The organism is Mesorhizobium sp. RSR565B (assembly GCF_054719465.1).
In genome coordinates this window covers 1127774-1154744 of sequence record NZ_JBTTIE010000001.1, presented here as the reverse complement: position 1 = coordinate 1154744, position 26971 = coordinate 1127774, and the positions used below count along the sequence as shown (strand labels likewise).

Here is a 26971-nt window from a genome sequence, read left to right as displayed (position 1 = left end):
GACTGAGACATGCCGACCGCCGCGGACATCCTCATCGAGACGCTGATCGACTGGAACGTCGATATCATCTTTGGCCTGCCGGGCGACGGCATCAATGGCATCATGGAGGCGCTGCGCAAGCGGCAGGACCGCATCCGCTTCATTCAGGTGCGGCACGAGGAATCCGCGGCGTTCATGGCGTGCGCCTACTCAAAATGGACAGGCAAGCTCGGTGTCTGCCTCGCAACTTCCGGCCCTGGCGGCACACACCTCCTGACTGGACTCTACGATGCCAAGCTCGACCAAGCGCCGGTGCTCGCCATTACCGGCATGCAGTTCCACGACCTCATCGAGACCTTCACCCAGCAGGATGTCGACTTGACGCGCGTCTTCAGCGATGTCGCCGTCTTCAACGCGCAGGTCTCCGACGCGGCGCATATGGAAAGCCTGGCCGGTCTCGCCTGCAGGTCGGCGCTGGCACGTCGCGGCGTTGCGCATCTGTCGATCGCCAGCGATGTGCAGGAGCACACGCTCTACCAAGCCAAGCGCTCGAAGCGCAACAAACCGTCGCATACGCCGGATCGTTGGTTCGAAGGAAGCAGGCTTCCCGACGAAGAACAACTTGCGAAAGCCGCCGAGATCCTGAACGGGGCGACGAAGGTCGCGATCCTCGCCGGTCGGGGCGCGCTTGGTGCCAGGCACGAGTTGGAAGAGACGGCGGAGCTGCTTGGTGCCCCCGTCGCAAAGGCCTTGCTCGGTAAGGCTGCCTTGCCCGACGATCACCCGCTGACGACTGGCGGCATCGGAATTCTCGGCACGCTGCCGTCGCAGGAAATCATGGAGGAATGTGACGCGCTGCTCGTCGTCGGCTCGACCTTTCCCTACATCGAATACTACCCGAAGCCGGGACAGGCGCGCGGGGTGCAGATCGAGCGCGACCCGCAGCGCATCGGCCTGCGCTATCCCGTTGAGGCCGGCCTTGCCGGCGATGCCGCCGTGACGCTGCGATTGCTGAACAGGCGCCTGAAGCGCAAGGATGATCGCAGCTTCCTCGAGAAGGCGCAGGCGGGCATGCGACGCTGGCGCGAGATGATGGCGCAGTCGGAGCAAAAGGCCGCCACTTCGCTCAAGCCCCAGGTGGTTACACGCGCATTTGGGAAACGATTGCCCGATGATGCGATCCTGGTTGCCGATTCCGGCCAGAACACCGAGATGGCGGCCCGCCATATCGAGCTGCGTGACGGGCAGGCCTTCGGCGTCTCGGGCGCGCTGGCCTCGATGGCATGCGGACTGCCCTATGCGATCGCCGCGGGCCTGGCCTTTCCCGGCCGGCCGGTCTTCGCGGTCGTCGGCGACGGCGGTCTCGCGATGCAACTCGGCGAGTTCTCGACGGCAGTTCGGTACCGGGTCCCACTCAAGGTGCTCGTGCTCAAGAACGGCATGCTCAATCAGATCGCCTGGGAGCAGATGATGTTCCTCGGTAACCCGCAATTCGCCTGCGAACTCCAGCCCATCGACTTCGCCATGGCCGCCGAAGCCATGGGCGGCATCGGCTACAGCGTCTCTCGCGCCGAGGAGGTGGAAGGTGTTCTCGACGCTGCCCTGGCTGCTGAGGGTCCGGTGGTCATCGAGGCCGTGGTCGACCCGTACGAACCGATGATGCCACCGAAGATGCCACCGGATTATGCGAGAAATTTCCGCAAGGCGCTACCGGATACCCCCGGACGCGCGGAAATCGAGGCGAATGTGGCGCAAGAGCCGCTGAGGTCGATGATTACCGCCGGCGAGAAAGACTGACCACACGCAAGAAGGAGCACGAGTTGAACAAGACCGACAGCGGCACCGCAAATCGCGGTTCGCCGGACCTCATGGGCGGCGACCAAGCGTGCAAGGCCGAGGAATGGGGCGGTGGCTCGAAAGCCGCCAAGGGACCGATCACGGAACCGGATCGACACAACCGCAACTCCAACCAAAAAAGGACCTGACATGCAGGATGCCCAGCAGAAATATCCTCAGCCGCCGCTTCCCGAACAGCAGCAGGACATGCCCGGCTACACCGACGAGATGGATCCACGGCCTGACCACGGGGAGGAGAGCTATCGCGGCAGCGGTAAGCTGACGGACCGCGTCGCGCTGATCACCGGCGCGGACTCGGGCATCGGCCGGGCGGTGGCTATCGCATTTGCACGCGAAGGCGCCGACGTCATCATCTCCTACCTTGAAGAGGACGAAGACGCGCAGGAGACGGCGCGCTTGGTCGAGGAAGCGGGGCGCAAGGCGGTGCTCGCACGCGGCGACATCTCGGACGAAATCTTCGCGCGGTCGCTTGTGCAGCGAGCTATCGATGAATGCGGGCGCCTGGACATCCTCGTCAACAATGCAGCCCACCAGGCGTCGTTCGAGAAGCTTGAGGACATCAGCGCGGAGGAATGGGATCTCACCTTTCGCACCAATGTCTATGCGATGTTCTATCTGTCCCAGGAAGCAGTGAAGCACATGGAACCCGGCTCGACCATCATCAACACATCCTCGATCAACGCGACCAGTCCATCGCCGGCACTGCTTGCCTACGCCACTACCAAAGGAGCGATCGCCAACTTCACCGCCGGACTTGCAGGACTGGTAGCTGAACGCGGCATTCGGGTAAACGCGGTCGCTCCCGGGCCGATTTGGACGCCGCTGATCCCGTCGACAATGCCCTCTGAGAAGGTCAAGGAGTTCGGGAAGAACACACCGCTCAAGCGTCCCGGGCAACCGGCAGAGCTTGCAGCGACCTATGTGCTGCTTGCCTCGGAAGGATCGAGCTACACCACCGGCGCACTCTACGAGGTCACCGGTGGACGGCCGATGCTTTGAGCGAGCGTACCTGCCAGCTCCACGGCGCCCACTCCCGGTAGCACACCGACATGTGGCGAGGCTCATGCGCGATCAGGATCGCGGACAACCGCCACGTCCGCAAACTGGTCGAGGCGGATGCCGAAGCCTCCCACCAGACCCTGAACCGGAGGTTGGTAGACGGGAAGCTGACTTCACTCCGGGTTCAACCGGAGCGTCAGCTTTCGGGGAGGGGCAAACGCTGGGTGAATGTCCCCGATAGGCGCATTGCAGCCATGCCGCCGTCGCGTTGTGAGACTGATTTGGCGACCAGCAAAACAGCAGCCTCTACGACTCGTCCCTCTCATCGCGCAAATTAGACACAACGCGGCGGTTCTGCGACCTGCAGGCGGAGTCGGGGCAGTCGCGGACCAGCCTGTCCTTGCCGTAGCCCTTGGCCCACATGCGGTTCCGGTCTATGCCGCCGGCGGCGAGGTAGTCCATCACCGCATCGGCGCGCTGCTGTGACAGCGCCGTTTCGCTTGCGCCGGGATCGTCGGCGAAACCCTGCAGCTTGAGCAGCCAGCGCGGATGCTTTGTCAACCAGGCGATCTGGGTGTCGAGGGTGGCCTTGGCGACAGAATCGAGCGCGGCCGAACCTTTCGTGAAGTAGGTGCGGCGGCCGACATTGAGGATAAAATCCTCCTCGCTGCCCGGCTGCACGTTCTGGAAGCCGGCAATCTCGGCGTTGGTGACGTCGGGCGTCGACGGGGCCAGCGTGTTGCTGGTCGAGCAGGATGTGGCCACAACCAGCAGGCCGGCGGCGAGCAGCCGGCGCGTGTTTTCAATCATGCGGTTCATGATGCGCCAATCATTCGACAGTGGTGGAAGCGGGCGCCTGGTCGGCGATGTGCGGCAGGACCTCCACCGCGGTGCCGATCGGGCACCGCTGGTAGAGGTCGATGATGTCTTCGGGGAACATGCGGATGCAGCCGCTGGAAGCGTCGGTGCCGATGCTCCATGGCTCCAGCGTGCCATGCAGGCGGTAGCCGATGTCGGCGCCGTCGCGGTACAGATAGAGCGCGCGCGGCCCGAGCGGATTGTTGGACGCGCCGCCTGCGATCATGGGCGGCAGGTCCGGTTTGCGCTCACGCATTTCGGGGGGCGGGACCCATTGCGGCCACAGCGCGCGGCGATCGATCGTCGCGCGGCCGTACCATTTGAAGCCTTCCTTGCCGACGCCGACGCCGTAGCGGATGGCAGTCTTGTTTTCCATGATGAGGTAGAGGAAGTGGTGGCGGGTATCGACCACAACGGTGCCGACCGGCTCGCTGCTGAAATACTTGACGATCTGGCGATGCCATCTCTTGTCGATCTTGGCGAAGTTGGTCTTGCGATAGACGAAATCGTTATCGCTGGCGGTACCGGCGAAAAAGGATTTTGCCCCCGCGGCTTGAACAATATTGCTGGTTCCACCGACCGCGACCAGCGCCAGACCGCCGAGCACGACACCCCTGCGTGATAAAACCATCGGCAATCCCCCATGCCTTAAGCCTGGCGAACCATAGTTGAGAATGATTCCGGCTCAAAGTGGAAAATGCTGCAGTGGGTGGGCCGCAAGCGGTCTGTCCGCTTGACGGCAAAATAGCGGCTGCCCGCCGGCTCACGCCGGCGGGCTTTTTTGTGCGGACGGGAACATTCTCGCTCCAAGGGTGTTTTGTCACACCCGGCTCGTTCTTCATCGGTCGTGCCGGTGACCAAGATGTCCCCTCATTCATCATGGTCGGCCCGCGCAGCCTTGACCGCACGCGCGGGCCATCCCATCACAAGGCCCGCTGGCTCACGCTGGCGGGTTTTTCCGCGTCCATGCGCCGACACTCATCTTCGCATGCCTGTCACAACGAGCCAGGCGGATTCCAGTATCCGCACGCGGCGAGGAGGACTTGCGACATGCCTCGCTGCGGGATTTTCGCGATGAGTCTACCTGGCTCCCGCTGAACGCCATGGCCTGACCACCGGGCGCGTTGGACGACCTTCAAGTCGAAAAAGCCCGCGGCAATCGCACCTTAGGCGAAGAGGCTTTGCTTTGTTGATGCAGTTGTCATCGCATCAATCGTGGGTAGCAACGCGGTTGTTGCGTGTTGTTGGAGAGATGGGGTTTCCCGAAAAGAATGAACATGCGCAGACAAAAGAAGCGAGCAGGATGGCCGTGAGTACATCTGCCAAATATCTATTACCTCATATGCGCTCGCTCCTCGGAAGGCGATCCCGCCACCCTCTCGACAGTGAAGATGGCGGGATCTCAACCGGCGACAAGGGACTTCGATCGACGGTGGGTTTCCAATTCGGCGTCCGGCTGCGTGTTCCGCCGTTCGGGCTTCTTCCAACCGCAATCAGACGCAAGTCCTATCCCATAAGACTGATGGCCAAATTCGGAACATCCGCTGAAGCATTGCGTTCGGCAGCGTGAAACCCCAAGGCAAAGGATGACTAATCATGTCGAATTGCGAGACTGCAAAATCACATTCGTTAGGAAATCGCGTGGCTGATCTCACAGCCAAGATGCGTGAAGCGCAGATTGACGCGGGTGAAATGATGGCCTTCCACAAGGTTGCAACTATGTTGGAGGACAGCCAAGGACGTATCAATGGCGACGACTTGATCGCCGCATCCTTCGTTCTGCTGGAAGACCGAGCGCCCGAGTGACCTTGCGTTGGTCGGCTTCGATCGTTCCTCGATCAGCAATGCGAAGCCTTTTTTGTCACGGCTGGCGTCTCGCGGGACTGCGGGAATAGCTCAAGCCTAAAGGGTGCTGGCCGGGCGCCTAACAGCCAAGAGACACCGCTTCGGGATCGGCCGCCACGCGCCCGCTTTGTCCGAGGGAGGGCATTCCCTTTGAACACAGCTACGGCGTGTCCTCGCTATCAGTGCCATGCATGCTGGAGCCATGCATGAAGGACTGGATCTCGTTCACATCGATCTTGCCATCACCATTCTCGTCAACGCTACTGAACATCCTGCCCACCGCGCGTTGAACCTCGTCCTCGGACACCGATCCGTCGCCATCGGTGTCCAACAGCCCGAACATCAGTCGCATGCCGGCACCGCGCATCATCTGATGATGCCAGCGTCCAGCCATTCTGTGTCCACGATCGCGGTCACCGTGGTTCTGCCAACGGTCGCCATCTTCATCGTGGCGGTCAGCATCCTCGTTGCGATCGCCTTGATAGTTGCGACTATCTTCCTCGCGGAAACCCTCTTCGGAACCGCGATCCTGCTGCAGTCGGTCACGGACAGCTTGCTCAACCATCTGGCGGATCATTTCGCGTGTTGGTCCATCCGCTTGTCCGGTCGCATCCGGCAACTGTCCGGCGGTCGGCGGTTCGGTTGCCGGAGCGGGTGCAGGTGTCGAGGGTGATGGTGTTCCGCTTGTCTGGGCGAGTGCGGGGGAGGTCAGGGCAATGAAAACGGCGGCCGCGGCCGTCGTGCTGTGTGGAAATCTCATGGCATGCTCCATCAGTGCTTTCGCTTGAAGGCCAAACTGGAGCTCGATGTGATTGTTCCCCGAAGGGATCAGGTCACGGCGAAGTTACTGAGGCATGCCCCCGTCTGAGGTAGATCAGGGTCTTCGCCAGGGAATAATTCGGCTCCTCTTCCCTAGGCACAAGAGGAACCGGCGCCCATTTTTGCGGGCAATGAACGTTGGACATTCGGCCTCGCCAATTTTCTGCCAGTCGATCATACCGACGCACCAATTCCCTCTGCGTCCTCTCCTTTCGTGGGACGGAAGCCGTTTCGACCGCACGCCGTCAATCGCGAATCCCGCGTCCATATGCTGCGCGGCCATGATGCATATTTTTTATGTCACGGACCTCTGTCCGTCTGGACACCATGTTAGCCAGCGCTAAATCAGAGCAATGCGACGCCTCCTGCTGGGACTTACAGTTTTTCTCTTTTGGACCACGTTGCTTCAGGCCGAGGCGTGGCAGCCCTTCGGCGTCCGACAGCTTGGCTTTAGTTTCGATATTCCTCCGAATTTCGTCCTGACCCAGAATTCGGAGCAGGGCGCGGCTTTTCAGGGCCCAAGAGACGCGTTTCTGGTCGTTTGGGGCGCGCGACTGGGCAAAGCAAGTTTTCGCGCCGAGATTGAACATCGCATGATCGAGGACGAAAAGGCCGGTTGGCGACTGACCTATCGGCGCCTAGCCCCGAAATGGGCCAGCTACTCCGGGGTCAAGAATGGCGAGATTCGCTACGTCCGTGCAATTATGGTCTGCAACCAGCGTGCCGCGCTTTTCACAATGAATTATCGGAAATCCGAAAAGAAACCGTATGACCCTGTTGTTGTGCACATGGTCCGGTCCCTGAGAGCGGAAGGATGTTAGCCAGCAAAGAGCGAGGTTGCCGTACTGTGCTTCCCTCGGCTAAGGGCCCAGTGGTCAACACGGCTCCCCAATAGCCCCGCCCAGTTACATGAAAGCAGGCACCGGCAGATATGCGGCCGAACGTTCTCACGCTGGCTCAGCCGCTCAAAGCCCATCACCGAAAAGCTGCTTGGTGCGGTCGCCAGCTAGAGCTACCACTGAGCCATTCCCGCTGCGGCTGGGTAGCGCCTCAGTTCCGTACGCGTTCATACCAAGAACGGGCGGGGCGAACGTCCTGATAGAGCTACGGCTGTAGAAGCGCGCCGCCAAACTGCGCCCACAAGCGCTCGCACTCTCTCGCCCTTAGGCTCGGGGTACCGGGCGCGCCATAGAAGACCATGGCGCCGCGAATGTCGTATCCAAGCACCGAGGCGTTGGCCACGAACTGGATGGCTCTTCCCAAGCTGGTGATGCCGATGTCGACCTCAGCTTTGTTGGTGAGGTCGACCACGCCTACTATTTCCGCATTGGCGCTCCTGCCCGCCAAAACGGCCGTCGATATTCCATCATGCACGGCAAGAAGCATTTCGGTGAGTTGCCCGGTGGAAGGGCTCTACAAACGCTTAAATGTCAGGTTTCCTCCCAACTGGCCTTGGCGGCTTTCCGACTACCAAGACTGGGACTGCGACTACGCTCAATAGAATCACTGCGAACAGGATTGCCATGATTTCCGCGCACTGTATCGGATCACTCCGCGGCGAAGAAAACCCCGCAACATATCTCAGATAGCGGCGGGTGTTCGGCTGTAAGAACCAAACTGGGTCCCGCGGCCTCTCATGTGCGCGTAGTTGACATCGTCTGCTGGACCGAACGGTCAAGCCGAAGAGCCCAGTTCCTCTCAGCATCGAGCAGTTCATTCTGCTCAATCAAGCCATTCATAAACAGCCTGAGTATATGGGCAGCTATGCGCTCTCCGTTCTGCGAAGCAAGAGGTAGGGCGCGCTCTTTGCAGACCGTGTGACAAACCTGGGCGAGCATCTCAATCTCGCTTGGCCCCAAAAACCGACCCGGATACAACATACCGTTTTCCTGTTGGAGAGTTGGAATGGCTATCCATTACGCAGGGTCACCGGCAGCCACAATCAACTATGATAGTGAGATGTCGAGTCCCGGTGGAAAAAACAGTGAGGTCCCAAAAGTGGTCGCGCTTGTCTCCGATTGACAGATGCCTCGACGCTACACCGACCAGCGCTACCGCACCCGCTTCATCGACGCGGCTTTGCAAAGGCCTATGACCAGTTCGCTACCAGCTGCCGGACCGCCCAGGCGAGCATGCCGCCGGCCATTACCGAAAGCGCGATGTCGTGGATGAGCCAGCCTTTTCCGTATACATCCAGTTGTTACGCTGCGCATCTGCTTCGGTTCGAAAACTCGCCGCGAGCCTGGCGTGCTCGCGTGTCCGGGCCGAAAACGCCTTCACAGCCCATATGTTGATAACGACATTGATGAGGCTGCCGCCGACCTCGTTGGCATAGGATGCTTCCCGGCAAGGGCATCGACCAATGCCCCGGGGCCGACCAGCACGAACCTGCGGGGGGCTTTCCCGGAACAAAGCGTCGACGATCCGGTTCGGCAGGGAAGCGGCCAAAATTCATGCCATCGGAGATGCCGAGGCAGATGACAGATGAAAGGGAAGCTGAAGATGACGAAGTCTCGCGACCGCACCGTTCCCGGCGACGGCAAGATCGAAACCGGCCCGAACACATCTCCGCAACAGGATCCGGCAGAGGGGTCGCGCGAGACAATCGATCGCGAACTCGAGCGGACAGACGACGATAATAATTCCGACGAAGCGGAACGCTTGCGCCGAGACCTGCGGAAAGGGGTGGCGGAAGAGACCGAGCTTCCCGAACGCGGCTCGGCCTGAGGATCGCCGGAACCTGGCCAAGGTAAGAGACATGGAAGGCTAGACGCCTGGTCGCATCGCTGCTTGCTTCCTGCCTTTAACGCACCGGCCACACAACCATGCGCGGCGGTGATCCAGGGGACGGCGAGAACGGCCACTCGACGGTCCACTCTGTTCCAGCAAAGTCGGCTCGCCGAGAGCAACCACCTCTGGCGTTAGGGCCCGACGAGATGCCACCTGTCCAGGTCGCATGGCGCCAGGGTTCGGAAATCTCTATCAGGCTGCGCCGGCCTCCTGGCTGCGCTGCGAGCGGGCGCGGTCGCGGGCTGCGGCAGTGCCTCCGGGAAAGCCGCTTCGATCGCTGTAGTCGCGTGGCTTGGTCCTGCTCCGAGAGTGGCGCGCGGTCACGCTTTTCGCACCGATGATGTCGAGCAATGTGATGCCGGCGACCATGGCAAGCGCAAGGCCTACATTATCGCGCTTTGGGTTGCCATGCCGATATGCTGTCAGCAATGTCGCGATATCCAGGCCGTCGCCGGCCACCCGGCTCCAAAGCCCGGCCTGCTTGTCCACTGAAAGCGAGAGTATGCCGCTGCTTATTTCCCGCGCCCCATAAGCGCGGATCAGATCTTCCTTGCCGCGCATGCCGAGCGCGCCGGCAATCCGTTCGGCGCCAACCAGCTCGGCGACGCCAAGCGCGATGCTGAACCAGCCGAGCTTGCGGGCAAGGCCATCGGAGGCCGCGACCGCACTCTGCCCAGTCTTCAGCACTTTGGGATCGCCAGGCGATCGGGTGATGTTGGTAAGTTTGGCAATCACGTTCATGACGATTTCCCTACGGTTTCAGTACAACCTTGATGCAACTGTCCTGCTTGTCGCGAAACACCTTGTACATCTCGGGTCCCTGCTCGAGCCCCACGGTATGGGTGATGACGAAGGATGGGTCGATCTGGCCATCTTCGATGCGGCGCAACAGATCCTCGGTCCAACGGTTGACATGGGTCTGCCCCATTCGGAAGGTGAGCCCCTTGTTCATTGCCTGTCCCATCGGAATCTTGTCGACCAGCCCGCTGTAGACGCCGGGGATCGAGATCACGCCGGCCGGCCGGCAGACATAGATCATCTCACGCAGAACGTGCGGTCGATCATTTTCCATCAGCATCAACTGCTTTGCGCGATCGTAGACGGTATCGGGCTGGGCCAGCGAGACGTGGCTTTCCATGCCGACGCAATCGATGCACTTCTCCGGGCCCTTTCCGCCGGTGAGTTCCCGCAGTCGTTCGACGACACTTTCCTCGGCGAAATTGATGGCGATGGCGCCGCCGGCCGCGGCCATGGAAAGCCGTTCCGGCAGGCAATCGATCGCCACCACCTGTTTGGCGCCGAGCAGCAGGGCGCTGCGTATGGCCATCTGCCCGACTGGGCCGCAGCCCCACACCGCAACCGTATCGGTGGGCTCAATGTCGCACTGTGCCGCCGCCTGCCATCCGGTAGGAAAAATATCGCCGAGGAAGAGAACCTGCTCGTCGGTAAGGCTGTCAGGCACCTTTACGTGCGTGGCATCGGCGAACGGCACACGCATGTATTCCGCCTGTCCCCCGGGATAGCCGCCGGTCAAATGAGTGTAGCCGAACAGACCCGCGGTGGTGTGCCCGAACACCTTGTCACCGAGATTCTTCTTGCGGTTTGTGCGTTCGCAAACCGAAAAGTTCTGTCGCTTGCACTGGTCGCACTCACCGCAGATTATGGTGAACGGCACGACGATGCGGTCTCCCTCCTTCAGAGCGCCGTTGACGCCCTTGCCGACCTCAACGACCTCTCCCATCATCTCGTGGCCCATGATGTCGCCGGGCAGCATGGCTGGCACATAGTTGTGGTAGAGGTGAAGGTCGGAGCCGCATATGGCACAACTCGTCACCTTGATGATCGCGTCACGTTCATCCTCAATTTCCGGGTCCGAAACCTGATCGCAGCGTATGTCTTCCTTGCCGTGCCAGACCAACGCTCGCATAGCTTGCTCCTATTTTCGCAAGATCTGTGGGTAGGGACCTCGCGCCTGTCCTAAGCGGGCCGATGCCTGGTTGGATCGACTGTGCCGCTGCTTGTCGAACCACAGGGGCGGGCCGATGTTCCGGGAGCTCGAGAGAATTTTTGGGCCGTTCCAGACCCGCACCTTGGAAGGATCTGTCGCGGGCACCAGCGGCCTTCCCCGGGGCGCGTCGGGCACGAGCCGCTGGAGCCCGACCCACGAATGGACGTACTCAAGTGTACCAAAAACGTTCCGTCCGCAGGTGTCCCTTCGCGGCGATCGACACCTCATCTGCTCGATTCTCGCGGCCATAACCGGCATTCTCTTCCTCGCCCTCACAGGTCGGCGGAGGCGCTCAAGGGTCAGCGCTGTGTGACCGGAGCAGGTAGGAGATGCCGCTCACCGGCGGGCGCGCAGTCCGACCCCGACGCGATCGACACGAGGTGGATGGGCGCCATCGCGACGGCGGCTCTAGCGGAGTATTTCGCAGAAATACAATGATTAGCGGGCAGGGCAGACTGCTAGCCGTGCGCAGCCATGAACATGGCGACGGCCGACCGGCAATAGGATTCGATTTCGTTGTCGTCCGCCGCTCTCGCCTCATCGAAGCGTGCGATAATCAAAAGATCGGATCCTTTGAAAAGCGCGGCAAACAAGCGGGCGGACCGGAGAGGATCGGGCACGATCAGAACCGCCTTCGCGTGCAACTGACGCAACAGGGCCTCGATTTGGGCGATGACATTGGCGGGGCCGGCTTCGTAATGGAGCTTGCTTAAGGACTTTGGATTCGTCTGGTCGGCCATGACCATGGCTTCGACACTGCGGACATCTGATCTCAACAGCGTGCGAAGTAGGGATGATCCCACCGCCATGAGCTGATCCTCGACCGAACCGCCGACGCCTTCAAGAAGGGCCTGTGGTGCAAACAACTGATGGCAGCCGGACGCGATGGCCGCGCTGAACAGCGCCTCCTTGTTCTCGAAGTGCCGATAGATGCTGAGTTTGGATATCTTCGCCCGCTGGGCGACCTTGTCCAATGTGGTCGCTTGAAACCCCAATTCCACAAAGAGTTCGGACGCAGCGTCGAGTATCGTTTGGCCAAGCGCCTCGTTGGCGGGCCGGCCGCGCCGGCCCTGGCTATTTTCGGTCACGACAATTCCAGTCCTTGACAGTATCCTAATTCTTGGATTACGATACCATGTAGTTTCTGAAATGCGCAAGCCGATGGGTAGGTTTCAACCAGGTCCAACCAGCCCCTCATCCACAACACGGAGCCCATCATGGATGACGTCATCATCATCGGCGGCAGCTTTGCCGGTCTCGCCGGCGCCCTGCAACTCGGTCGTGCCCGCCGCAAGGTCACCGTTCTCGATACCGGCCTGCCGCGCAACCGCTTCGCCGGCCACTCGCATGGCCTGCTCGGCCACGATCACAAGCCACCGCTGGACATCTTGGCCGAGGCGCGGCGGCAGCTGGCGCGCTATCCCACGATCAAGCTGGTCAATGCCCGGGCCGACAGCCTCTCCGGGGCCATCGACGATTTCTCCGTCCTCACTGGCGATGGCGGAAGCCTCGGCGCGCGCCGGCTGATCCTGAGCTATGGCGTCGCCGACCAGATGCCTGATGTTCCGGGCTTTGCCGAAGGTTGGGGCACGTCCATCGTGCCCTGCCCCTATTGCGACGGCTTTGAAGTCGCCGGCCAGCATTGGGGCCTCGTCTGGTCCGGCCCACAGTCGATGAATCAGGTCAGGCTGTTCCACGATTGGACCGACAGCTTGACGGTCTTCGCTGATGGTCACGACATTCCGCCCGATATCCGGGCCGGTCTGGCGCGCCGCAACATACCTGTCGTCGACGGCCGGATCAGCGAGATCGCCCATCACGGGGGGCATAACGCCACCGTCAAGCTCGATACCGGCCCCAAAGTCGCGGTCGACATCCTGTTCGCGCATCCGCGCAACAAGCCGTCCGCAAGCCTGCACGAATCACTGGGCCTCGCCACGGTCGATACGCCCCTCGGCGTAATCCTCAAGGTCGACGAGCGCCGCGAAACCAGCATGCCCGGCATCTACGCCGCGGGCGACCTCGCCAACCCCCTCACGCCGCCATCGGTCACCCTGGCAATATCGCACGGCGCGACGGCTGGGATCTCCGCCCAGCAGTCGATGCTGCTTTGAGAGCGCAGATTCCCTTCTCCGGGTGCGGCGGGCTATCATATTCTGAAGGCGAGGTTACGGAACGCCGGCCCGCTCTCCCCTGAGGGGCATCTTTGGCCGGTTGGCTTTGAGAACTCAACTGCGCTGCCGGCATGACGGCGATCGCCGACATCGGTTATCAAGCTCAATCACGCTGGAAAGCATGAACCACGTCGACGTCGACATCGACGGCGGGCTTACGGTATGGGGACCGGTGGCGGGAGATTGGCCACCGCTGTCGGTACCCGATGCTGCGACGCTACTTTGCTGAACGGTCGCGTCCAGCAGCGCTTCTGGCGGAAGTCTCAGGCGGCCACGACGCGGGCCAGCAGTGACGAGGCCTCGGTACCAGCCAAGCCAAGGTCACGGACGCTGCTCATGTGATTGGCCCCGCCAAGGGTCGTGCGCGAAACAGTCAGTCCCTGCTTGTCAAGGTGGTCCGTGAAGAGTGCGGCCTGGCTGTGGAACGGCGGCGTTTCATCGGCGCCGACCAAGATATCTACGCCCACGGATGGATCGAAACTGTGATTGATCGGCGAGAATCGGCCGGCCTCCTCGTCGGTGATCGCGATCTCGGCGGCAAGGAACGACATCTGCAATGGCTTCAGGTCGTAAAGGCCGCCAAGCAGCAGCGCAGCTTTGATGCCGGAAGGCCGCTCGTCACCGTCGAAAAGCATTGTTGCCAGATGCGCACCGGCGGAATGACCGCTAACGGTCAGCAGGCCGGGATTGCCGCCATGGTGTGCGACATTGTCAAATACCCACCGCTTGGCGCGGCGCACCTGGTCGACGATCCTGGCCATCCTGACGGTCGGCATCAGCGCGTAGTCGACAATGACCGCGATCGCACCTGCGTTCGTAACGGTCTCGGCGACGTAGGAATAGTCGCGCTTGGAGAACATGCGCCAATAGCCCCCGTGGATGAACATGTGCACCGGCAGGCGGTCCCGTTTGCCCTCGGGAAAGAACAGATCCATGGTTTCGGTGGCGTCAGCCCCGTAGGCCACATCGGCGACCATGGGAACGTTCGCCCTGGTCTCCTCGCTTCTGCGAACGATCTCGGCGACGATGTCGTCGAACTCGACCACATGATCGCGAATGCGAAACGGATCTTTGGCGTGATGTCCGCTCACAGGGTCACGGCGATGTACTTGGCCTCCATGAACTCGGCAACGCCATGCTTCTGGCCGCCTTCTCGCCCCAGCCCGCTTTGCTTTACTCCGCCGAAGGGCGCCGCCGGATCCGACATCAGGCCGCGGTTGAGCGCGATCATGCCCGACTCGATCTTTGATGCCACGCGCATTCCTCTGGCCAGGTCGCGCGTGTAGATGTAGGCCGCGAGACCGTATTCTGTGTCGTTGGCCTTGGCGATGACCTCCGCCTCGCTGTCGAAGCGCATGATCGGCGCCACCGGACCGAAGATCTCCTCGTGAGCCATGGCAACGTCGGCCGGCACGTCCTTGAGCACCGTTGGCGGATAGAAAAAGCCTCTGCCTTCAGATACGCCGCCGCCACACAGGATTTTGGCGCCGCGGGCAACGGCGTCCTGCACAAGCCGGTCGATCTTGTGCACAGCCTTCCTGGTGATCATCGGCCCGCATTCTGTGTCTGAGTCTGTGCCCGGGCCCAGGTTGAGTGCAGCCATGCGTTTGCTCAAGCCTTCCGCGAAAGCATCATGGATGCCGGCCTGGACGTAAAGCCGGTTGGCGGCCGTGCAGGCTTCGCCGGCGTTGCGCATCTTGGCAACCATCGCACCGTCGAGGGCGGCTTCCAGGTCGGCGTCGTCGAAGACGATGAAGGGTGCGTTGCCGCCAAGCTCCATGGAACAGGAAATGACGTGCTTTGCGGCTTCGGCCAGCAGCACGCGCCCGACGCCGGTCGAGCCGGTGAAGGACAGCTTTCGCACGCGCGGATCGGCCAGCATGGCCGCCGTCACCGGTCCGGGGGTCGAGGTCGTCAGGACGTTGACGACGCCGGGCGGCACGCCGGCTTCCTCGTAGAGCGCCGCAAGCGCATAGGCCGTCAGCGGTGTCTCGCTGGCGGGCTTCAGGATCACCGTACAGCCGGCCGCCAGCGCCGGAGCGATTTTACGTGTCGCCATGGCGGCTGGGAAATTCCATGGCGTGATGAGCACGCAAATGCCGATGGGCTGGTAGTCGACAATGATCCGGTTCGCGCCCGAGGGTGCAAGGCCGAACTCGCCGCTGATGCGGACCGCCTCCTCGGCGTTCCATCGGAAAAACTCAGCGGCGTAGGCGACTTCACCGCGCGCATCGCGCAGCGCCTTGCCGTTCTCCAGCGAGATCAGCGCGGCCAACGTCTCCGCCCGTTCGGTCATCAGTTCGAAGCAGCGCCGCAGGATTTCCGATCGCCTGCGTGGCGGGGTCTCGCGCCAGCCGGCCGCCGCCTTTGCGGCCGCGTCGACGGCCGAGGCGGCGTCTGCGAGCGTGGCGTCGGGAACCGCAGCGATCACGGCTTCGGTCGAGGGATCGACCACTTCGATCACGCGGCCCTCCGATGAGGGCCGCCAGCGTCCGCCAATGTAGAGACCGTGCGAGACCGTGGCGTAGTCGAACATATCTTGATCCTCGTCGGATATGCCTGCGGCAATGTTCATTGGATGAACTCCTGGTCGATCACATCATGGTGGCGGACATGTCGCCGTCATAGGCAGCCCTGACCAGCTGTCGCATCGCGGCGCGGTCGAACGGACGCGGATTGTTCTTGATCAACCGGTCGATGCCCAGCGCCTGCTCAGCCGTCCAGTCGATCTTGTCTTCGGGAAGACCCAGTTCGGCCAATGTCGGTGTGATGCCGATGGCGCCAAACAGCCGGCTCACCTCACGGATGGTGGCGTGCGCCAAGGCATCGGCGCCGCCGCCCTGAAGGGAAAGGCCAAGAGCAGTGCCGACTTCCGCAATCTCCGCGGCTGCTGCGGCCAGATTGTAGGTCATCACATAGGGCAGCATCGTGGCCACTCCCAGGCCATGCGGGGTGTGGGTAAGCGCGCCAACGGGATACTGCACCGCATGGGCGGCGGCCGTTCCCGCCGTACCGAAGGCGCAACCGGCGGCCAGCGCTCCCATCATGACGTCGGCGCGCGCATCCTCGTCCGATCCGTCGCGATATGCCTTTTCGAGACTGCGGCCGAGCAGCCTGATGGCCAGAAGCGCGAAATGGTCGGTCAGAGCGCTCTTGCCGATGAACACGTGCTGTTGCGGCAAATGAGGGTCGACGCCGCGTTTGGTCGCTGTATAGGCCTCGATTGCGTGCGTCAGCGCGTCGGCGCCGGCGATCGCCGTCAAGGACGGTGGACAGGTCACCGTCAGATCCGGATCGCAAAGCGCCACTGCCGCGATGAGATGCGGACTGGCGATACCCACTTTCAGCGTCCGATCCGGGTCGGAGATCACGGCGACGGGGGTCACCTCGGAGCCTGTTCCAGCCGTCGTCGGCACTGCGATTACCGGAAGGGTAGGGCCGGGTACCTTGAACTCGCCATAGTAGTCCTCGAGCTTGCCGCCATGGCTGAGCAGAAGTGCAGCGCATTTGGCCATGTCGAGGCAGCTGCCGCCCCCGATTCCGATCACCATGTCGGGCTTGAAACCCTTCGCCTCCGCAATGCAGGTGGCGACGCTGTCGCGCGGCACATCCGGCAGCGTTCGGTCGAAGACCAGCGCCTCGATCGCCGCGTTGTGCAAGCCAGCCAGAATCTCGGCGAACTGCGACGTCGCCGCGAAGCGTTCATCGGTACAGACGAACGCACGCCGCCCATGTCTGGCGGCAATGGCAGGCAGGACATGGCGCTGGCCTTTGCCAAACAGAATCTCGCTCGGCAGGCGCGCCGCTGCAAACAAGCTCATGCACAAAATCCTGCGAAGACGGATTGGAAGCCGACAGGCTTGGCTTCGTGCCAGAGGCCGACCTCGGCGCTGCAGGTCATGATCATGCGATATCCTCATAAAATCGTATAGGATATAGGATTGAGTTTCGCGGAGCATCATGTTAGTGGGTGGTTCTGTCAAGAGGCAAACGATGCAGAACACGGACCTGACGGTTGACAATGAAGCCCGTGCGACCGGTCGTATTCAGCGCGCCAACAGTCTGGCTGGCGACGTTTACGAAGCAATCTTCGCGCAGCTCATGTCTTTGAGGATTGCTCCGGGATCGCGCATCACCGTCGACAATCTCGTCAAGGAATTCAACGTCTCGCATACCCCCATTCGTGAAGCGCTTGGCAGGCTGGAGGGGGAAGGGCTGGTTCTGAAAACCCACCTGATCGGCTATCGCGCCGCCCCGCAAATCACCCGCCGGCGCTTCGACGAGCTTTACGAGCTGCGTCTATTGCTTGAACCTGCCGCCGCGGCCAAAGCCACCGCAACAATGGACGGCGAGCGCCTTGCCGCGCTGCAGGAGACGGCCGGCGTCATGGCTCGGCGGGTGGGGAAAGACGAACGCCTGCGCTATTCGAACTTCGCCCGTCAGGATGCGATCTTCCACGACAAGATCGTCGAGTTCGCCCAAAACGAACTCATTCGCGAGACACTGAATCACCAGCATACCCACTTCCATATCTTCCGGCTGATGTATCACTCCAGGGTGACCGAAGAGGCGCTCGACGAGCACGAGGCTATTCTCGCTGCCTTTGCCGCGGGCGATCCGGACGCCGCCGAAAAAGCCATGCGTGCGCACATCGAAAATTCGCGGGACAGGCTCCTGCCTGCGTTCGAGTAGCCTGGCGATGCTGCTTGCCCGAGGCACCCTCAAGCGCGGCGCGCCGCTGTCCGCCCAGCCTGCCGCCTACGAATTCTCGTTCTGAGCCGATTTCGATACCGGGAAGGAGGCGCGCAGTGCACCTCGCCCCTGAAACAAGCCGAGAGGAAAAGACATGCCAGCCAAAAAAATCCTGATGCTGACCGGTGATTTCACCGAGGAGTATGAAATCTTCGTCTATCAGCAGGCGATGGAAGCGGTGGGACACACCGTTCATGTCGTGTGCCCCGACAAAAGCGCCGGAGACATGATCAAGACGTCGCTGCACGATTTCGAGGGCGATCAGACCTACACCGAAAAGCCCGGCCACAATGCGCTGATCAACAAGACCTTCGCCGACGCCGAGAGGCAGCTGAGCCAGTACGACGCTGTGTATTGCGCCGGCGGTCGTGGCCCCGAATACATCCGCACCGACAAGCGGATCCAGGCAATGGTGCGCCATTTCCACGAGGCAAAAAAGCCGATCTTCACGATCTGCCATGGCGTCCAGATTCTGATCGCGGTGGACGGCGTCGTGCGCGGCAAGAAGGTGGCGGCGCTCGCCGCTTGCGAGCCGGAGGTGACGCTTGCCGGCGGCACTTATATCGATTTGTCTCCCACCGACGCCTATGTCGATGGGACCATGGTTTCAGCCAAAGGCTGGACCGCGCTTGCGGCATTCATCCGTGAATGCCTGAAGGTGCTGGGAACGGAAATCCACCATTCTTGAACCGTTTGTCCCGGCGCATCCTGAGGGGATGCGCCGGCTCCCTAAACGGCGCGGCGACTTCCGTCATTTCATCAGGTTCAGATCAGGAACCTGCGGCAGGTGTGCTCCAGAACCTGTGGCCATCATCACCTCGGACGCCTTCAAGGCGCTGCCGCATCGCGTGCGTGCACAGCGCGCCATCCTCGTTGAGCTTTCCCAGCTTGACGGGTGCGAACCCGAGTTGATGGACTCAATGGGAGGTCGACATGAAGTCGGCGCCCGGGAGCTGTCAGGGCTTCACGAACCGAAACGCGAAGCGATCGGTCTCGCCCTTGGTCGCGGGATCGAACACCTTGATCGAGTGCGGGTCATCATTATTCACCAGCACGGTGCTTTCCGCGTCCAGTACGAAGCCGGCCGCCTCCACCTCCTCGCGGACGAATGCAGTCGATCCGATGCAGCGACTGAGGTCGCTCGTGCCCGACCCAGCGGCGGCGGCGTGGTCAACGATGACGTAGGACCCACCGGGTTTCAGCCGCTTGTAGACAGCTCGATTGAAGTCGGCCGCCGTCGCACCTTTCTTCTGGATCAGGGCGGTGTGAAGATCGTGGTAAAACAGGTGCAGCCATAGGACATCGGCTGCCTGCGTGACCTCCGGCATCGCGACGAGGTCCGCCGAGGCGGCTTCGACGTTCTCTCGGCCCGGCTCCTTCGCGAGCGTCCGCATGAGGCCGACCGGATCGTTCTTGAAGTGGGCGACTTCGGCCGGCACGAAGCTGTAGACCCGCCCCTCTGATCCGACGATGTCGGAGAAGAGGCGCGTCCAGTCTCCGTCGCCAGGGTAGACGTCGATCACGGTGGAGCCCGCCTCGATTCGTGCGAACCGGATTAATTCGGACACCTTGGATTGGTCGTACATCGAAATCTCCTTAGGAGTGGATATTCTTCTCGGTGCTCATAGTGATTTCTCCATTTGCTCGGATCGGATCGGGCTTGATCCGATCCGAGTTCCGATCGCGTGCGTCGTCTCTTTGCCGAGGACGTCGCGCTCGTCAGTCGAATTTGACCAGGTCCTTGAAGATCAGATGACCCCAGCTGTTTCCGCGCGCCTGGACCAGCAGGCCACCTTCCGACACCCCGCCAAGCTTGATCGGCGCGAAACCGAGATTTTCCGCAAGCTCCCCAATCTGTGTTGCGGCAGCGTCATCGTCGCTTGCCAGGAACACGACCCTCCGGCCACCATGTACGGCCGGATCCTGATCAAGCACCGGGGCGACCAAATGGTTGAAGCCCTTGACCAGTTTTGCGCGAGAGAAGGCCTGCGCGATGAACTTGGAAGAAGGTTGTCCTCCCAGTTCCTCCGGGGGCACGCCATAGGCATTGGTCACATCGATGATCGTCTTCCCCTGCCAGGTGGGGAGCGCCTTCGCGACATCCGGGTGCGCCTCGAAGCGGACAGCCAAAAAGATGATGTCTGCCTTGATGGCTTCCGCCAGTTTTTTGGGGATGATCGTGGGTCCGATCGCGGCCGCATCGGCGGCAAAGCTTTCCGGGTCGCGTGTGGTTGCAACGGAAACTTCGATGCCGTTTCGGGCAAACGCCTTGGCAAGGGCCTGTCCGATATTGCCGAATCCTACGATTGCATAGTTCATAGTGCTTCTCCGATCTTGGTGCTAATGCCGGGATCAGACTTGCGCCATGCCTCCGTCGACGGCGAGATCCACGCCGGTGACGAAAGAACTTTCATCGGAGGCGAGGAACGTGACGGCAGCAGCGATTTCCTCTGGTTTGCCCCTGCGGCCCATTGGGATCTGTGACGCAAACTGGGCGGCCGCTTGCTCGGCTTGCTCAGGCGTAAGGCCAGTCGTTGTCTCCAAGGCCGGCGTTTCGATTGGTCCCGGACTCATTGCATTGACGCGGATTTTGCGGTCTTTGAATTCCAGTGTCCAAGCGCGCGCGAAGTTGCGTACAGCCGCCTTGCTCGCGGCGTAGGTACTAAACCCTGGAAGCCCCAACACGTTCGACACTGAAGAATTCAGGATGATCGAACCGCCGTCTTTGAACAGGGGAAGGGCCTTCTGCACCGTAAAGAACAGACCCTTCACGTTCACATCGAAGGTCTGATCAAAATGTGCCTCGGTAGCGACGGCGAGCGGTGCGATCGTCCCCGCGCCGGCGTTGGCGAAGAGAATGTCGATATGACCATGTTTCTCCTTCACGACGGCATAGAGGCGATCCAGATCTTCCAGGAGCGACACGTCACCCACGACCGTCGTAACGTTTTTCATGATGAAGGCTGCGGCCTCCTTCAGCTCCTTCTCTCTTCGCCCGGTAATCACGACGTGCGCTCCTCCTTCTACGAAGCGCTTGGCTGTGGCCAATCCGATCCCGCTGCTTCCGCCCGTGATGACTGCGATCTTGCCTTCGAGTTTTTTCATAATTCTTTGTCTTTCGTTGCGCACGGGCCAGGTACGGACCGCGCTGGGGGTCAGAGTTGAGCCAGGCCGCCGTCGACGGCGACCTCGCTGGCGGTCATGAAGCTGCTGTCCGGCGACGCGAGGAAGGCGGCCGCGGCGCCGATCTCCGCCGGATCGGCCATGCGCTGGAGCGGGGTCATCGCGCCGTAGGCCTTCTGGCCTTCCTCGCCTAACGCCTCCTTCGCGAGTTCGGTCGCCGTCGCTCCGGGCGACAGCACGTTTACGCGGATGCCGGTGCCCTTCAGGTCTTCCGCCCAGGTCCGCGCCAGGTTGCGCACTGCCGCCTTGCTCGCGCTATAGGCAGTGAACCCCGGAGCGCCCGTGGTGCCGGCGCTCGACCCGGTCAGGATGATCGAACCGCCCTGGCTCATCAGCGGCAGCGCCTTCTGGACCGTGAAGATCGTACCCTTCACATTGGTGTCGAAGGTTTCGTCAATGTGCCTGGCGGTGATCTGGCCGAGCGGAAGCGGGCTTCCTGCCCCGGCATTGGCGAAGACGATATCGAGGCTTCCGCGCTCGGCCTTCACCGCAGCGTAGAGTCGGTCCAGGTCGGCCTCATCCGAGACCGAGCCCTTAACCGCGCGGGCACTAGGCCCAAGGTCGGCCACGGCTGCGTCGAGCGCTTCCTGCCGGCGGCCGAAGATGAAGACGAAGGCGCCCTCCTCGATAAAGCGCTTGGCTGCGGCGCGGCCGATGCCCGTAGCGCCGCCGGTTATCACAGCGGTCTTTCCATTCAGTCTGTTCATGTCATGCATCCTTCGTTTCGCCGTCTCGTATCTTTGGCTGTACGGGAAAGTCCCGCGAGAGCCTCAAGATGGGTTCGCCGAAGTCGGGCGGTGAGTGCGCAATCGCGCACATCGCTGGTGCGAAAACGATCCAGCTAGATGATTGAAGGCTACGATGACCGCACGAACTACGGCTGATCGTGTTAGTATGGGCTTTGCAAGCCGCACTGCGCTGCGCAGGAATGCACCATGATCGACTGGGATGACGTTCGCTACTTTCTTGCCGCCGCGCGCGGAGGCTCCGTGCGTGCCGCCGCCGCGCGCCTCGGTGTGAACCACTCGACCGTGCTGCGACGCATCGCTCAGCTCGAGGAACGCCTCGGGGCGCAGATGTTCGAAAAGCTGCCTTCCGGCTACCGCCTGACGGCTGCGGGCGAAGAGGTCCTCGATCTCGCGACCCAGATGGAAGCGTCGTCGCACCTGCTGGAGACGCGCGTCTTCGGTCGTGACCAGAGCGCGCGCGGACTTTTGCGGGTGACGCTTCCACCGTTCCTCGCCACACACCTGCTCATGCCGGATCTCGCCGACTTCGCGCGTTTGCATCGCGACATCGAGATGGAAATCTTGTCGTCCGGTGAGCTGGCAAATCTGACCAACCGAGAGGCCGACGTCGCGATCCGCATTGTCGCCGACCGCAAGACCCTGCCGCTCAATCTTCACGGCCTGAAGGGACCGGAGCTGTTCAGCGGCGTCTACATGTCTCGCGATCGACTAGCCGCGTGGCGTGCGGGCACGCCTGATCCTATCCAATGGATAGGCATAGACAATCATGGAATTCCGGACTGGGCGCGCGAGGGAGAAGTTCACGTCACGGGAGTACCGTTCAGGACACCTGACGCCGAGACGCAGATCATCGCGGCGCACCAGGGGATTGGGATAACGAAACTGCCGTGCTTCGTCGGAGATACCGACCCCCTGCTGGTGAGGGTGCCGGGGATCGACGTGCCCATGCATGGGACACTCTGGCTTCTCACGCAAGGCGAGACACGCAAGACGAAGCGGGTGCGGCTCTTCACAGAGTTCGTATCCCGCAGGCTCGCCGCGTACGCTCCGCTTCTCTCGGGGCTGTCCATATCGCGCGACTGACGCCCGGCAGATCCGCCGGCAACGCTTCCCGCAATCCGGGTGGAAGCCGAGCTGCGATCGCTTGAAGCGGCGTGTTCAATCCGCGAATCCAGTGGGAGTAGGGAAACGGCGGCAGTAGCGTAGAGGTACCAGCCTAAGCTCGACCTCTTCCCACACCATGATCAGACAACGATGCCACCGTCTTCAGCGCGCCATCGAGCATGTCGCCTTTCTCGTCTTTCAGCGCAGCTTCGCGCAACCGCCTGATCCAGTCGGCAGCGTCATCGCGGCTCCTGACCAGATCGAGCGCCGACAGCACGCGATCGAATTTGGACTGGGCGCGGAGGTGGGTGTCGCTGTAGCCCTTGATCAGCCGGCGGCAGTTCAAGATTTCGACGGCGAGCGCGTAGTCCTGAGGCGCGTGGCTGAGCGCCAGCGCAAACCAGCGCTCCAGATGCGCCGTCTCGACCTTGTGGCGCAACAGGCGCCGCCGCCAGCGGCGCAGGCCGCCAATCAACCAGAGGACCGCAAAGCCGGCAAAGCTGTCGGTGCGGATGCGCCGGCCGCGATTGATGCGCCGGTCGAGAAAGCCGGCAAGTTTCGGCCGGTTCTCGATGTAGCTGCCAAACCCCGCCGGCAAGGTGCCGCAGAACTCCTCGATGCGCGGATGGAAATATTCGGTCACTTGCAGGATGGAGCCGTCCTTGACGCCCACCTCCTTGCGCACCCGCCGGTCACGCGTCGAACGTGTCTTGAGATCGGCGACGCGGATCATGTCGTCGTAGCACAGCGCGTTGGCCAGATGCTTGGCGGCAGCGATGGACAATGCATGGGCATGTTCAGCGCTATCCAGCGCGACCGCCTGGTCGAGCCGGTCGAGATACTCGCCGCCATAGGAGATGTCCTGGTAGTCGACGACCTTTCTCAGGCCCCGGAGCGCCATGTCGCGCACCGCCGCGGGCATCAGGTCGATGCGGGCGGCCAGCGCCTGCCAACCCTGCAGCAGGTTCGGCGGACCGCTCACGCGCCCTGCACCCGGAGCGGGGTCGACCGTGGCCGGTTCTGCCGGCTGTGGCGCGGGGGCCGTCGTACCGCGCGCGCGGTCGTAGGCGACGGCGAAGGCAGCAAGGCTGGCTTTCGCACCCCGGCCGCCGGCGCCGATCGCTTGCTCATAGCTTTCACGCGTGAACGGCAATGCGTCGGAGCCGGCCAGCGCGCCAAGCAGACTGGCCGAGATCATTGAGCCATTGTCCGCGGCGATCTTTTCCATGTCGAAGGCGATGAAGCGTTTCGATGCAGCTTCCGCCGTCGCGCGTACCTTGGAAGACGAGGCCCGGCCGTCACCCGGCTCGATCTTTTCCGACACCGCGGCGATACGGTGCGAGGAGGTGATCAGCGTGGTGCGATCGGGCGTGACGAAGCCCCTGATGATGGCGCGGCCGGCTTCCATCAGCTCGGCGGCGATCAATATGTCGACATCGCCTTGCGAAGGCGAAAGGGCAAAGACCGGCAGCCGGCCGGTGTCGCGGGCCATCTCGACGTAATAGATCGTAGCGCCGGTGCGCTGGGCGACGCCGGCGACCGAGGTCGATTGCGCGACATAGGAATTGCGCTCGGCGACATCGGTGATCCAGTCGGCGAGCACGCCGCCGCCCTGGCCGCCGACCGCGAGCAAAGCGAGTTTGATCACCGGCTCGGTATCGGCGGCATCGGATTTCGGGCGCAAGGGCGAAGCCTGGTCAAGCATCGGCGAACGTCAACCTGCGGCTTTCACGGCGCCGCTGCAGCAGGCCGATCACGGCGCGGCGCGTGCCTTCCAGAAAACGATCCCAGCGGCGGGGATTGTGCACGACATCGGCGCGGTAGAAGGAAGGGCACAGCACCGCTGCATCCGCCACTTCACCGCAATTGCCGCAGCCGACGCAGCTCTGGTCGATCGATGCCACCGGATCGTCGCGCAACGGATCGTCGAGCGACTTTACCGACAGCGACGGGCAGCCGGACAGCCGCATACAGGCATGGTCGCCGGTGCAGATATCCTCATCGACGCCGAACTTCGGCTTGACGACGCGAGTCCCATCCTTGATCGCCTTGTCGACCAGCGGCTTTTCGCGGCGCTGGCGATTGAGCATGCATTCAGACGAGGCAACGATGACCTTGGGACCCTTTTCGTCCGTCGTCAGCGCCTCACGTAACGTGTCCTGCATCTTGGTGATGTCATAGGTGCGGTCGACATGGCGCAGCCATTTGACGCCCATGCCCTTCACCGCCTCGGTGATCGGATGCTTGGTCGACTTGGTCTTGTTGCCCGCACGCGACGACAGGATGTCCTGCCCACCGGTGGCGGCGGAGTAAAAATTGTCGACGATGACGATGACGCCGTCGTTCTTGTTGAAGACCGCGTTGCCGATCGAGGAGGTCAGGCCATTGTGCCAGAAGCCGCCATCGCCGACGAAAGAGATCGACCGCCGTTTGGCGTCGGGCGAATTGAACGCCGATGCCGATGCCGGCCCCAGCCCGTAGCCCATGGTGGTGGCGCCGAGCTCGAAAGGCGGCATGATCGAGAACAAATGGCAGCCGATGTCGGATGCGATGTGGTGGTTCCCGAGTTCCTGCTCGACCAGCTTTGTCGCGGCAAAAATCGGCCGCTCCGGGCAACCGATGCAGAAGCCTGGCGGACGTCCCGGCACGACGTTGATCAGGTCCGCGGCGTCAACGCCGTCGCCGACCTTGTTGGGCGCGCGCACCTCACCCGGCAAGAGATGCGGGGCCTCGGCGCGCAGGAAGGCGCCGATGCCGTCCAGCATGACCTGGCCGGTATATTCGCCGGCCATCGGCAGATACTCCTTGCCGACCAGCCTGGTGCCGCGCCCGGCCTTGTGCAGCATGGCGGCAAAGGTCTGCTCGATGTAGTTGGGCTGGCCCTCCTCGACCACGAGCACCGCCTGCTTGCCTTCGCAGAAGGTGAGGAACTCGTCATCGATCAGGGGATAGACGGCGTTGAGAACGTAGAGCGGCACATCCGTCTCGCCATAGGTGTCGGCAAGGCCGAGCCGCTGCAAGGCGCGGATGACCGAATTGTACATGCCGCCCTGCATGACGATGCCGACCGAGCCATGGTCCGAACCGAAGAATTCGTTGATCTTGTTCTTGGCGATGAACTCCACCGCCGCCGGCCAGCGCTTCTGCACCTTCTCCTTCTCGTGCAGGAAGGAGGCGGGCGGCAACACGATGCGGCCGGTGTCGCGGCGCGGCGCGTCGAGCGCATCGGCCACCGTCATCGGCGGGCGCTTGTTGTCCTTGGCGATGAAATGGCCATGCACATGGCAGCAGCGGATGCGCACCTGCAGCATCACCGGCGTGTTGGATGCCTCGGACAGCTCGAAACCATCCTCCACCGCCTTGACGATCGACGGCAAATTGGGGCGCGGGTCGAGTAGCCAGACCTGGCTCTTCATGGCGAAGGCATGGCTGCGCTCCTGCATGATCGAGGAGCCTTCGCCATAGTCTTCGCCGACGATGATCAGCGCGCCGCCGGTGACGCCGCCGGAGGCGAGGTTGGCCAGTGCGTCGGACGCGACATTGGTGCCGACGGTCGACTTGAAGGTCGCCGCACCGCGAATGGGGTAATGCACCGAGGCCGCCAGCATGGCGGTGGCGGTGGCTTCCGAGGCGCTCGCCTCGAAATGCACCCCGAGTTCGCCCAGAATCTCCTGTGCGTCGGCCAGCACGTCCATCAGATGGCTGATCGGCGCGCCCTGGTATCCGCCGACATAGCCGACGCCGCATTGCAGCAGCGCCTTGGTGATGGCGAGGATGCCCTCGCCGGCAAACTCCTCGCCGGCGCCGAGCCGGAGCTTTTCGACTTCCTTGGCAAAAGACCGTTCGGCCATTTT

25 protein-coding genes and 1 pseudogene are annotated in these 26971 nt (G+C 62.2%); 10 read left to right on the top strand and 16 right to left on the bottom strand.

The features are described 5' to 3' along the window. Positions 1-9 precede the first annotated feature (9 nt). From ACYG9R_RS05630 to ACYG9R_RS05620, 3 genes are read left to right on the top strand one after another with little or no spacing between them, the layout of a single operon-like run. A complete protein-coding gene (locus ACYG9R_RS05630; RefSeq protein WP_023710085.1) occupies positions 10-1776 on the top strand; it encodes a thiamine pyrophosphate-dependent enzyme in 1767 nt (588 codons plus the stop codon). A 23-nt stretch (positions 1777-1799) separates the two neighbouring features. Beyond that, on the top strand, positions 1800-1964 hold the full coding sequence (locus ACYG9R_RS05625; RefSeq protein WP_023710084.1) for a hypothetical protein: 165 nt from the start codon (positions 1800-1802) through the stop codon (positions 1962-1964). A gap of 1 nt (position 1965) precedes the next feature. Next, entirely contained in the window at positions 1966-2835 is an 870-nt protein-coding gene (locus ACYG9R_RS05620; protein ID WP_023707232.1) for an SDR family oxidoreductase, read from the top strand. 306 nt (positions 2836-3141) lie between these two features. Here ACYG9R_RS05620 and ACYG9R_RS05615 read toward each other — a convergent pair whose 3' ends face one another. Then, entirely contained in the window at positions 3142-3654 is a 513-nt protein-coding gene (locus tag ACYG9R_RS05615; protein ID WP_023667764.1) for an OmpA family protein, read from the bottom strand. Positions 3655-3664: 10 nt separating this feature from the next. Next, the gene (locus ACYG9R_RS05610) at positions 3665-4324 is read right to left on the bottom strand and encodes a L,D-transpeptidase (protein ID WP_023682764.1); all 660 of its coding nucleotides are present in this window, start codon (positions 4322-4324) and stop codon (positions 3665-3667) included. Positions 4325-5334: 1010 nt separating this feature from the next. Here ACYG9R_RS05610 and ACYG9R_RS05605 point away from each other — a divergent pair. Beyond that, positions 5335-5499, top strand: a complete 165-nt coding sequence (locus ACYG9R_RS05605; protein WP_023667766.1) for a hypothetical protein — start codon at positions 5335-5337, stop codon at positions 5497-5499. A 199-nt stretch (positions 5500-5698) separates the two neighbouring features. Here the strand turns inward: ACYG9R_RS05605 and ACYG9R_RS05600 are convergent, their stop codons facing one another. Then, entirely contained in the window at positions 5699-6298 is a 600-nt protein-coding gene (locus tag ACYG9R_RS05600; RefSeq protein WP_031196712.1) for an EF-hand domain-containing protein, read from the bottom strand. A 412-nt stretch (positions 6299-6710) separates the two neighbouring features. Here ACYG9R_RS05600 and ACYG9R_RS05595 point away from each other — a divergent pair, with 412 nt between their 5' ends. Continuing rightward, entirely contained in the window at positions 6711-7178 is a 468-nt protein-coding gene (locus ACYG9R_RS05595; RefSeq protein WP_023823605.1) for a hypothetical protein, read from the top strand. 283 nt (positions 7179-7461) lie between these two features. On the opposite strand, the gene ACYG9R_RS05590 is transcribed toward ACYG9R_RS05595, so the two are convergent. After that, positions 7462-7668, bottom strand: a complete 207-nt coding sequence (locus ACYG9R_RS05590; protein ID WP_023825912.1) for a hypothetical protein — start codon at positions 7666-7668, stop codon at positions 7462-7464. Positions 7669-8859: 1191 nt separating this feature from the next. On the opposite strand from ACYG9R_RS05590, the gene ACYG9R_RS05585 reads away from it, so the two are divergent. After that, positions 8860-9084, top strand: a complete 225-nt coding sequence (locus tag ACYG9R_RS05585) for a hypothetical protein (protein ID WP_155922421.1) — start codon at positions 8860-8862, stop codon at positions 9082-9084. A 255-nt stretch (positions 9085-9339) separates the two neighbouring features. Here ACYG9R_RS05585 and ACYG9R_RS05580 read toward each other — a convergent pair whose 3' ends face one another. The 3 genes from ACYG9R_RS05580 to ACYG9R_RS05570 all read right to left on the bottom strand — a co-directional run bounded on the left by ACYG9R_RS05580 (position 9340) and on the right by ACYG9R_RS05570 (position 12243). Continuing rightward, the gene (locus ACYG9R_RS05580) at positions 9340-9888 is read right to left on the bottom strand and encodes a hypothetical protein (protein WP_031199265.1); all 549 of its coding nucleotides are present in this window, start codon (positions 9886-9888) and stop codon (positions 9340-9342) included. Positions 9889-9898: 10 nt separating this feature from the next. Further along, the gene (locus ACYG9R_RS05575; RefSeq protein WP_023682758.1) at positions 9899-11074 is read right to left on the bottom strand and encodes a zinc-dependent alcohol dehydrogenase; all 1176 of its coding nucleotides are present in this window, start codon (positions 11072-11074) and stop codon (positions 9899-9901) included. Positions 11075-11613: 539 nt separating this feature from the next. Continuing rightward, positions 11614-12243 carry a TetR/AcrR family transcriptional regulator gene (locus tag ACYG9R_RS05570; protein WP_023823604.1) on the bottom strand — a complete coding sequence of 210 codons (630 nt, stop codon included), beginning with the start codon at positions 12241-12243 and terminating at the stop codon, positions 11614-11616. A gap of 129 nt (positions 12244-12372) precedes the next feature. Between ACYG9R_RS05570 and ACYG9R_RS05565 the strand changes: the two genes are divergently transcribed. Then, on the top strand, positions 12373-13269 hold the full coding sequence (locus ACYG9R_RS05565; protein ID WP_023823603.1) for an NAD(P)/FAD-dependent oxidoreductase: 897 nt from the start codon (positions 12373-12375) through the stop codon (positions 13267-13269). 323 nt (positions 13270-13592) lie between these two features. Here ACYG9R_RS05565 and ACYG9R_RS05560 read toward each other — a convergent pair whose 3' ends face one another. The 3 genes from ACYG9R_RS05560 to ACYG9R_RS05550 are packed head-to-tail and all read right to left on the bottom strand — an operon-like array spanning position 13593 to position 17150. Then, entirely contained in the window at positions 13593-14375 is a 783-nt protein-coding gene (locus ACYG9R_RS05560; protein WP_245260039.1) for an alpha/beta hydrolase, read from the bottom strand. A 41-nt stretch (positions 14376-14416) separates the two neighbouring features. Beyond that, complete coding sequence (locus ACYG9R_RS05555) at positions 14417-15865, bottom strand: NAD-dependent succinate-semialdehyde dehydrogenase (protein ID WP_245260058.1); 1449 nt, start codon at positions 15863-15865, stop codon at positions 14417-14419. Positions 15866-15923: 58 nt separating this feature from the next. Further along, complete coding sequence (locus ACYG9R_RS05550) at positions 15924-17150, bottom strand: iron-containing alcohol dehydrogenase (protein ID WP_023823600.1); 1227 nt, start codon at positions 17148-17150, stop codon at positions 15924-15926. Positions 17151-17322: 172 nt separating this feature from the next. On the opposite strand from ACYG9R_RS05550, the gene ACYG9R_RS05545 reads away from it, so the two are divergent. Beyond that, positions 17323-18021 carry a GntR family transcriptional regulator gene (locus tag ACYG9R_RS05545; RefSeq protein ID WP_023704694.1) on the top strand — a complete coding sequence of 233 codons (699 nt, stop codon included), beginning with the start codon at positions 17323-17325 and terminating at the stop codon, positions 18019-18021. 154 nt (positions 18022-18175) lie between these two features. Then, the gene (locus ACYG9R_RS05540; RefSeq protein ID WP_023686902.1) at positions 18176-18769 is read left to right on the top strand and encodes a DJ-1/PfpI family protein; all 594 of its coding nucleotides are present in this window, start codon (positions 18176-18178) and stop codon (positions 18767-18769) included. A 268-nt stretch (positions 18770-19037) separates the two neighbouring features. Here the strand turns inward: ACYG9R_RS05540 and ACYG9R_RS05535 are convergent. The 4 genes and pseudogenes from ACYG9R_RS05535 to ACYG9R_RS05520 form a co-directional block, all read right to left on the bottom strand. Further along, positions 19038-19667 (bottom strand): annotated as a pseudogene (locus tag ACYG9R_RS05535) (class I SAM-dependent methyltransferase). Between the two features lie 133 nt (positions 19668-19800). Beyond that, positions 19801-20400 carry an NADPH-dependent F420 reductase gene (locus ACYG9R_RS05530; RefSeq protein WP_023823598.1) on the bottom strand — a complete coding sequence of 200 codons (600 nt, stop codon included), beginning with the start codon at positions 20398-20400 and terminating at the stop codon, positions 19801-19803. 33 nt (positions 20401-20433) lie between these two features. Beyond that, positions 20434-21186 carry an SDR family NAD(P)-dependent oxidoreductase gene (locus tag ACYG9R_RS05525; RefSeq protein ID WP_023823597.1) on the bottom strand — a complete coding sequence of 251 codons (753 nt, stop codon included), beginning with the start codon at positions 21184-21186 and terminating at the stop codon, positions 20434-20436. Positions 21187-21236: 50 nt separating this feature from the next. Continuing rightward, the gene (locus tag ACYG9R_RS05520; protein ID WP_031204609.1) at positions 21237-21971 is read right to left on the bottom strand and encodes an SDR family NAD(P)-dependent oxidoreductase; all 735 of its coding nucleotides are present in this window, start codon (positions 21969-21971) and stop codon (positions 21237-21239) included. A gap of 228 nt (positions 21972-22199) precedes the next feature. On the opposite strand from ACYG9R_RS05520, the gene ACYG9R_RS05515 reads away from it, so the two are divergent. After that, positions 22200-23096 (top strand): LysR family transcriptional regulator, encoded by an 897-nt coding sequence (locus tag ACYG9R_RS05515; RefSeq protein ID WP_023823593.1) that lies wholly within the window; start codon positions 22200-22202, stop codon positions 23094-23096. A gap of 133 nt (positions 23097-23229) precedes the next feature. Here ACYG9R_RS05515 and ACYG9R_RS05510 read toward each other — a convergent pair whose 3' ends face one another. Both ACYG9R_RS05510 and ACYG9R_RS05505 read right to left on the bottom strand, forming a co-directional pair. After that, on the bottom strand, positions 23230-24822 hold the full coding sequence (locus ACYG9R_RS05510; protein WP_023726245.1) for an indolepyruvate oxidoreductase subunit beta family protein: 1593 nt from the start codon (positions 24820-24822) through the stop codon (positions 23230-23232). Further along, positions 24815-26968 (bottom strand): thiamine pyrophosphate-dependent enzyme, encoded by a 2154-nt coding sequence (locus tag ACYG9R_RS05505; protein ID WP_023726246.1) that lies wholly within the window; start codon positions 26966-26968, stop codon positions 24815-24817. The genes ACYG9R_RS05510 and ACYG9R_RS05505 overlap by 8 nt, the downstream gene beginning before the upstream one ends. Between the last annotated feature and the right edge of the window lie 3 nt (positions 26969-26971).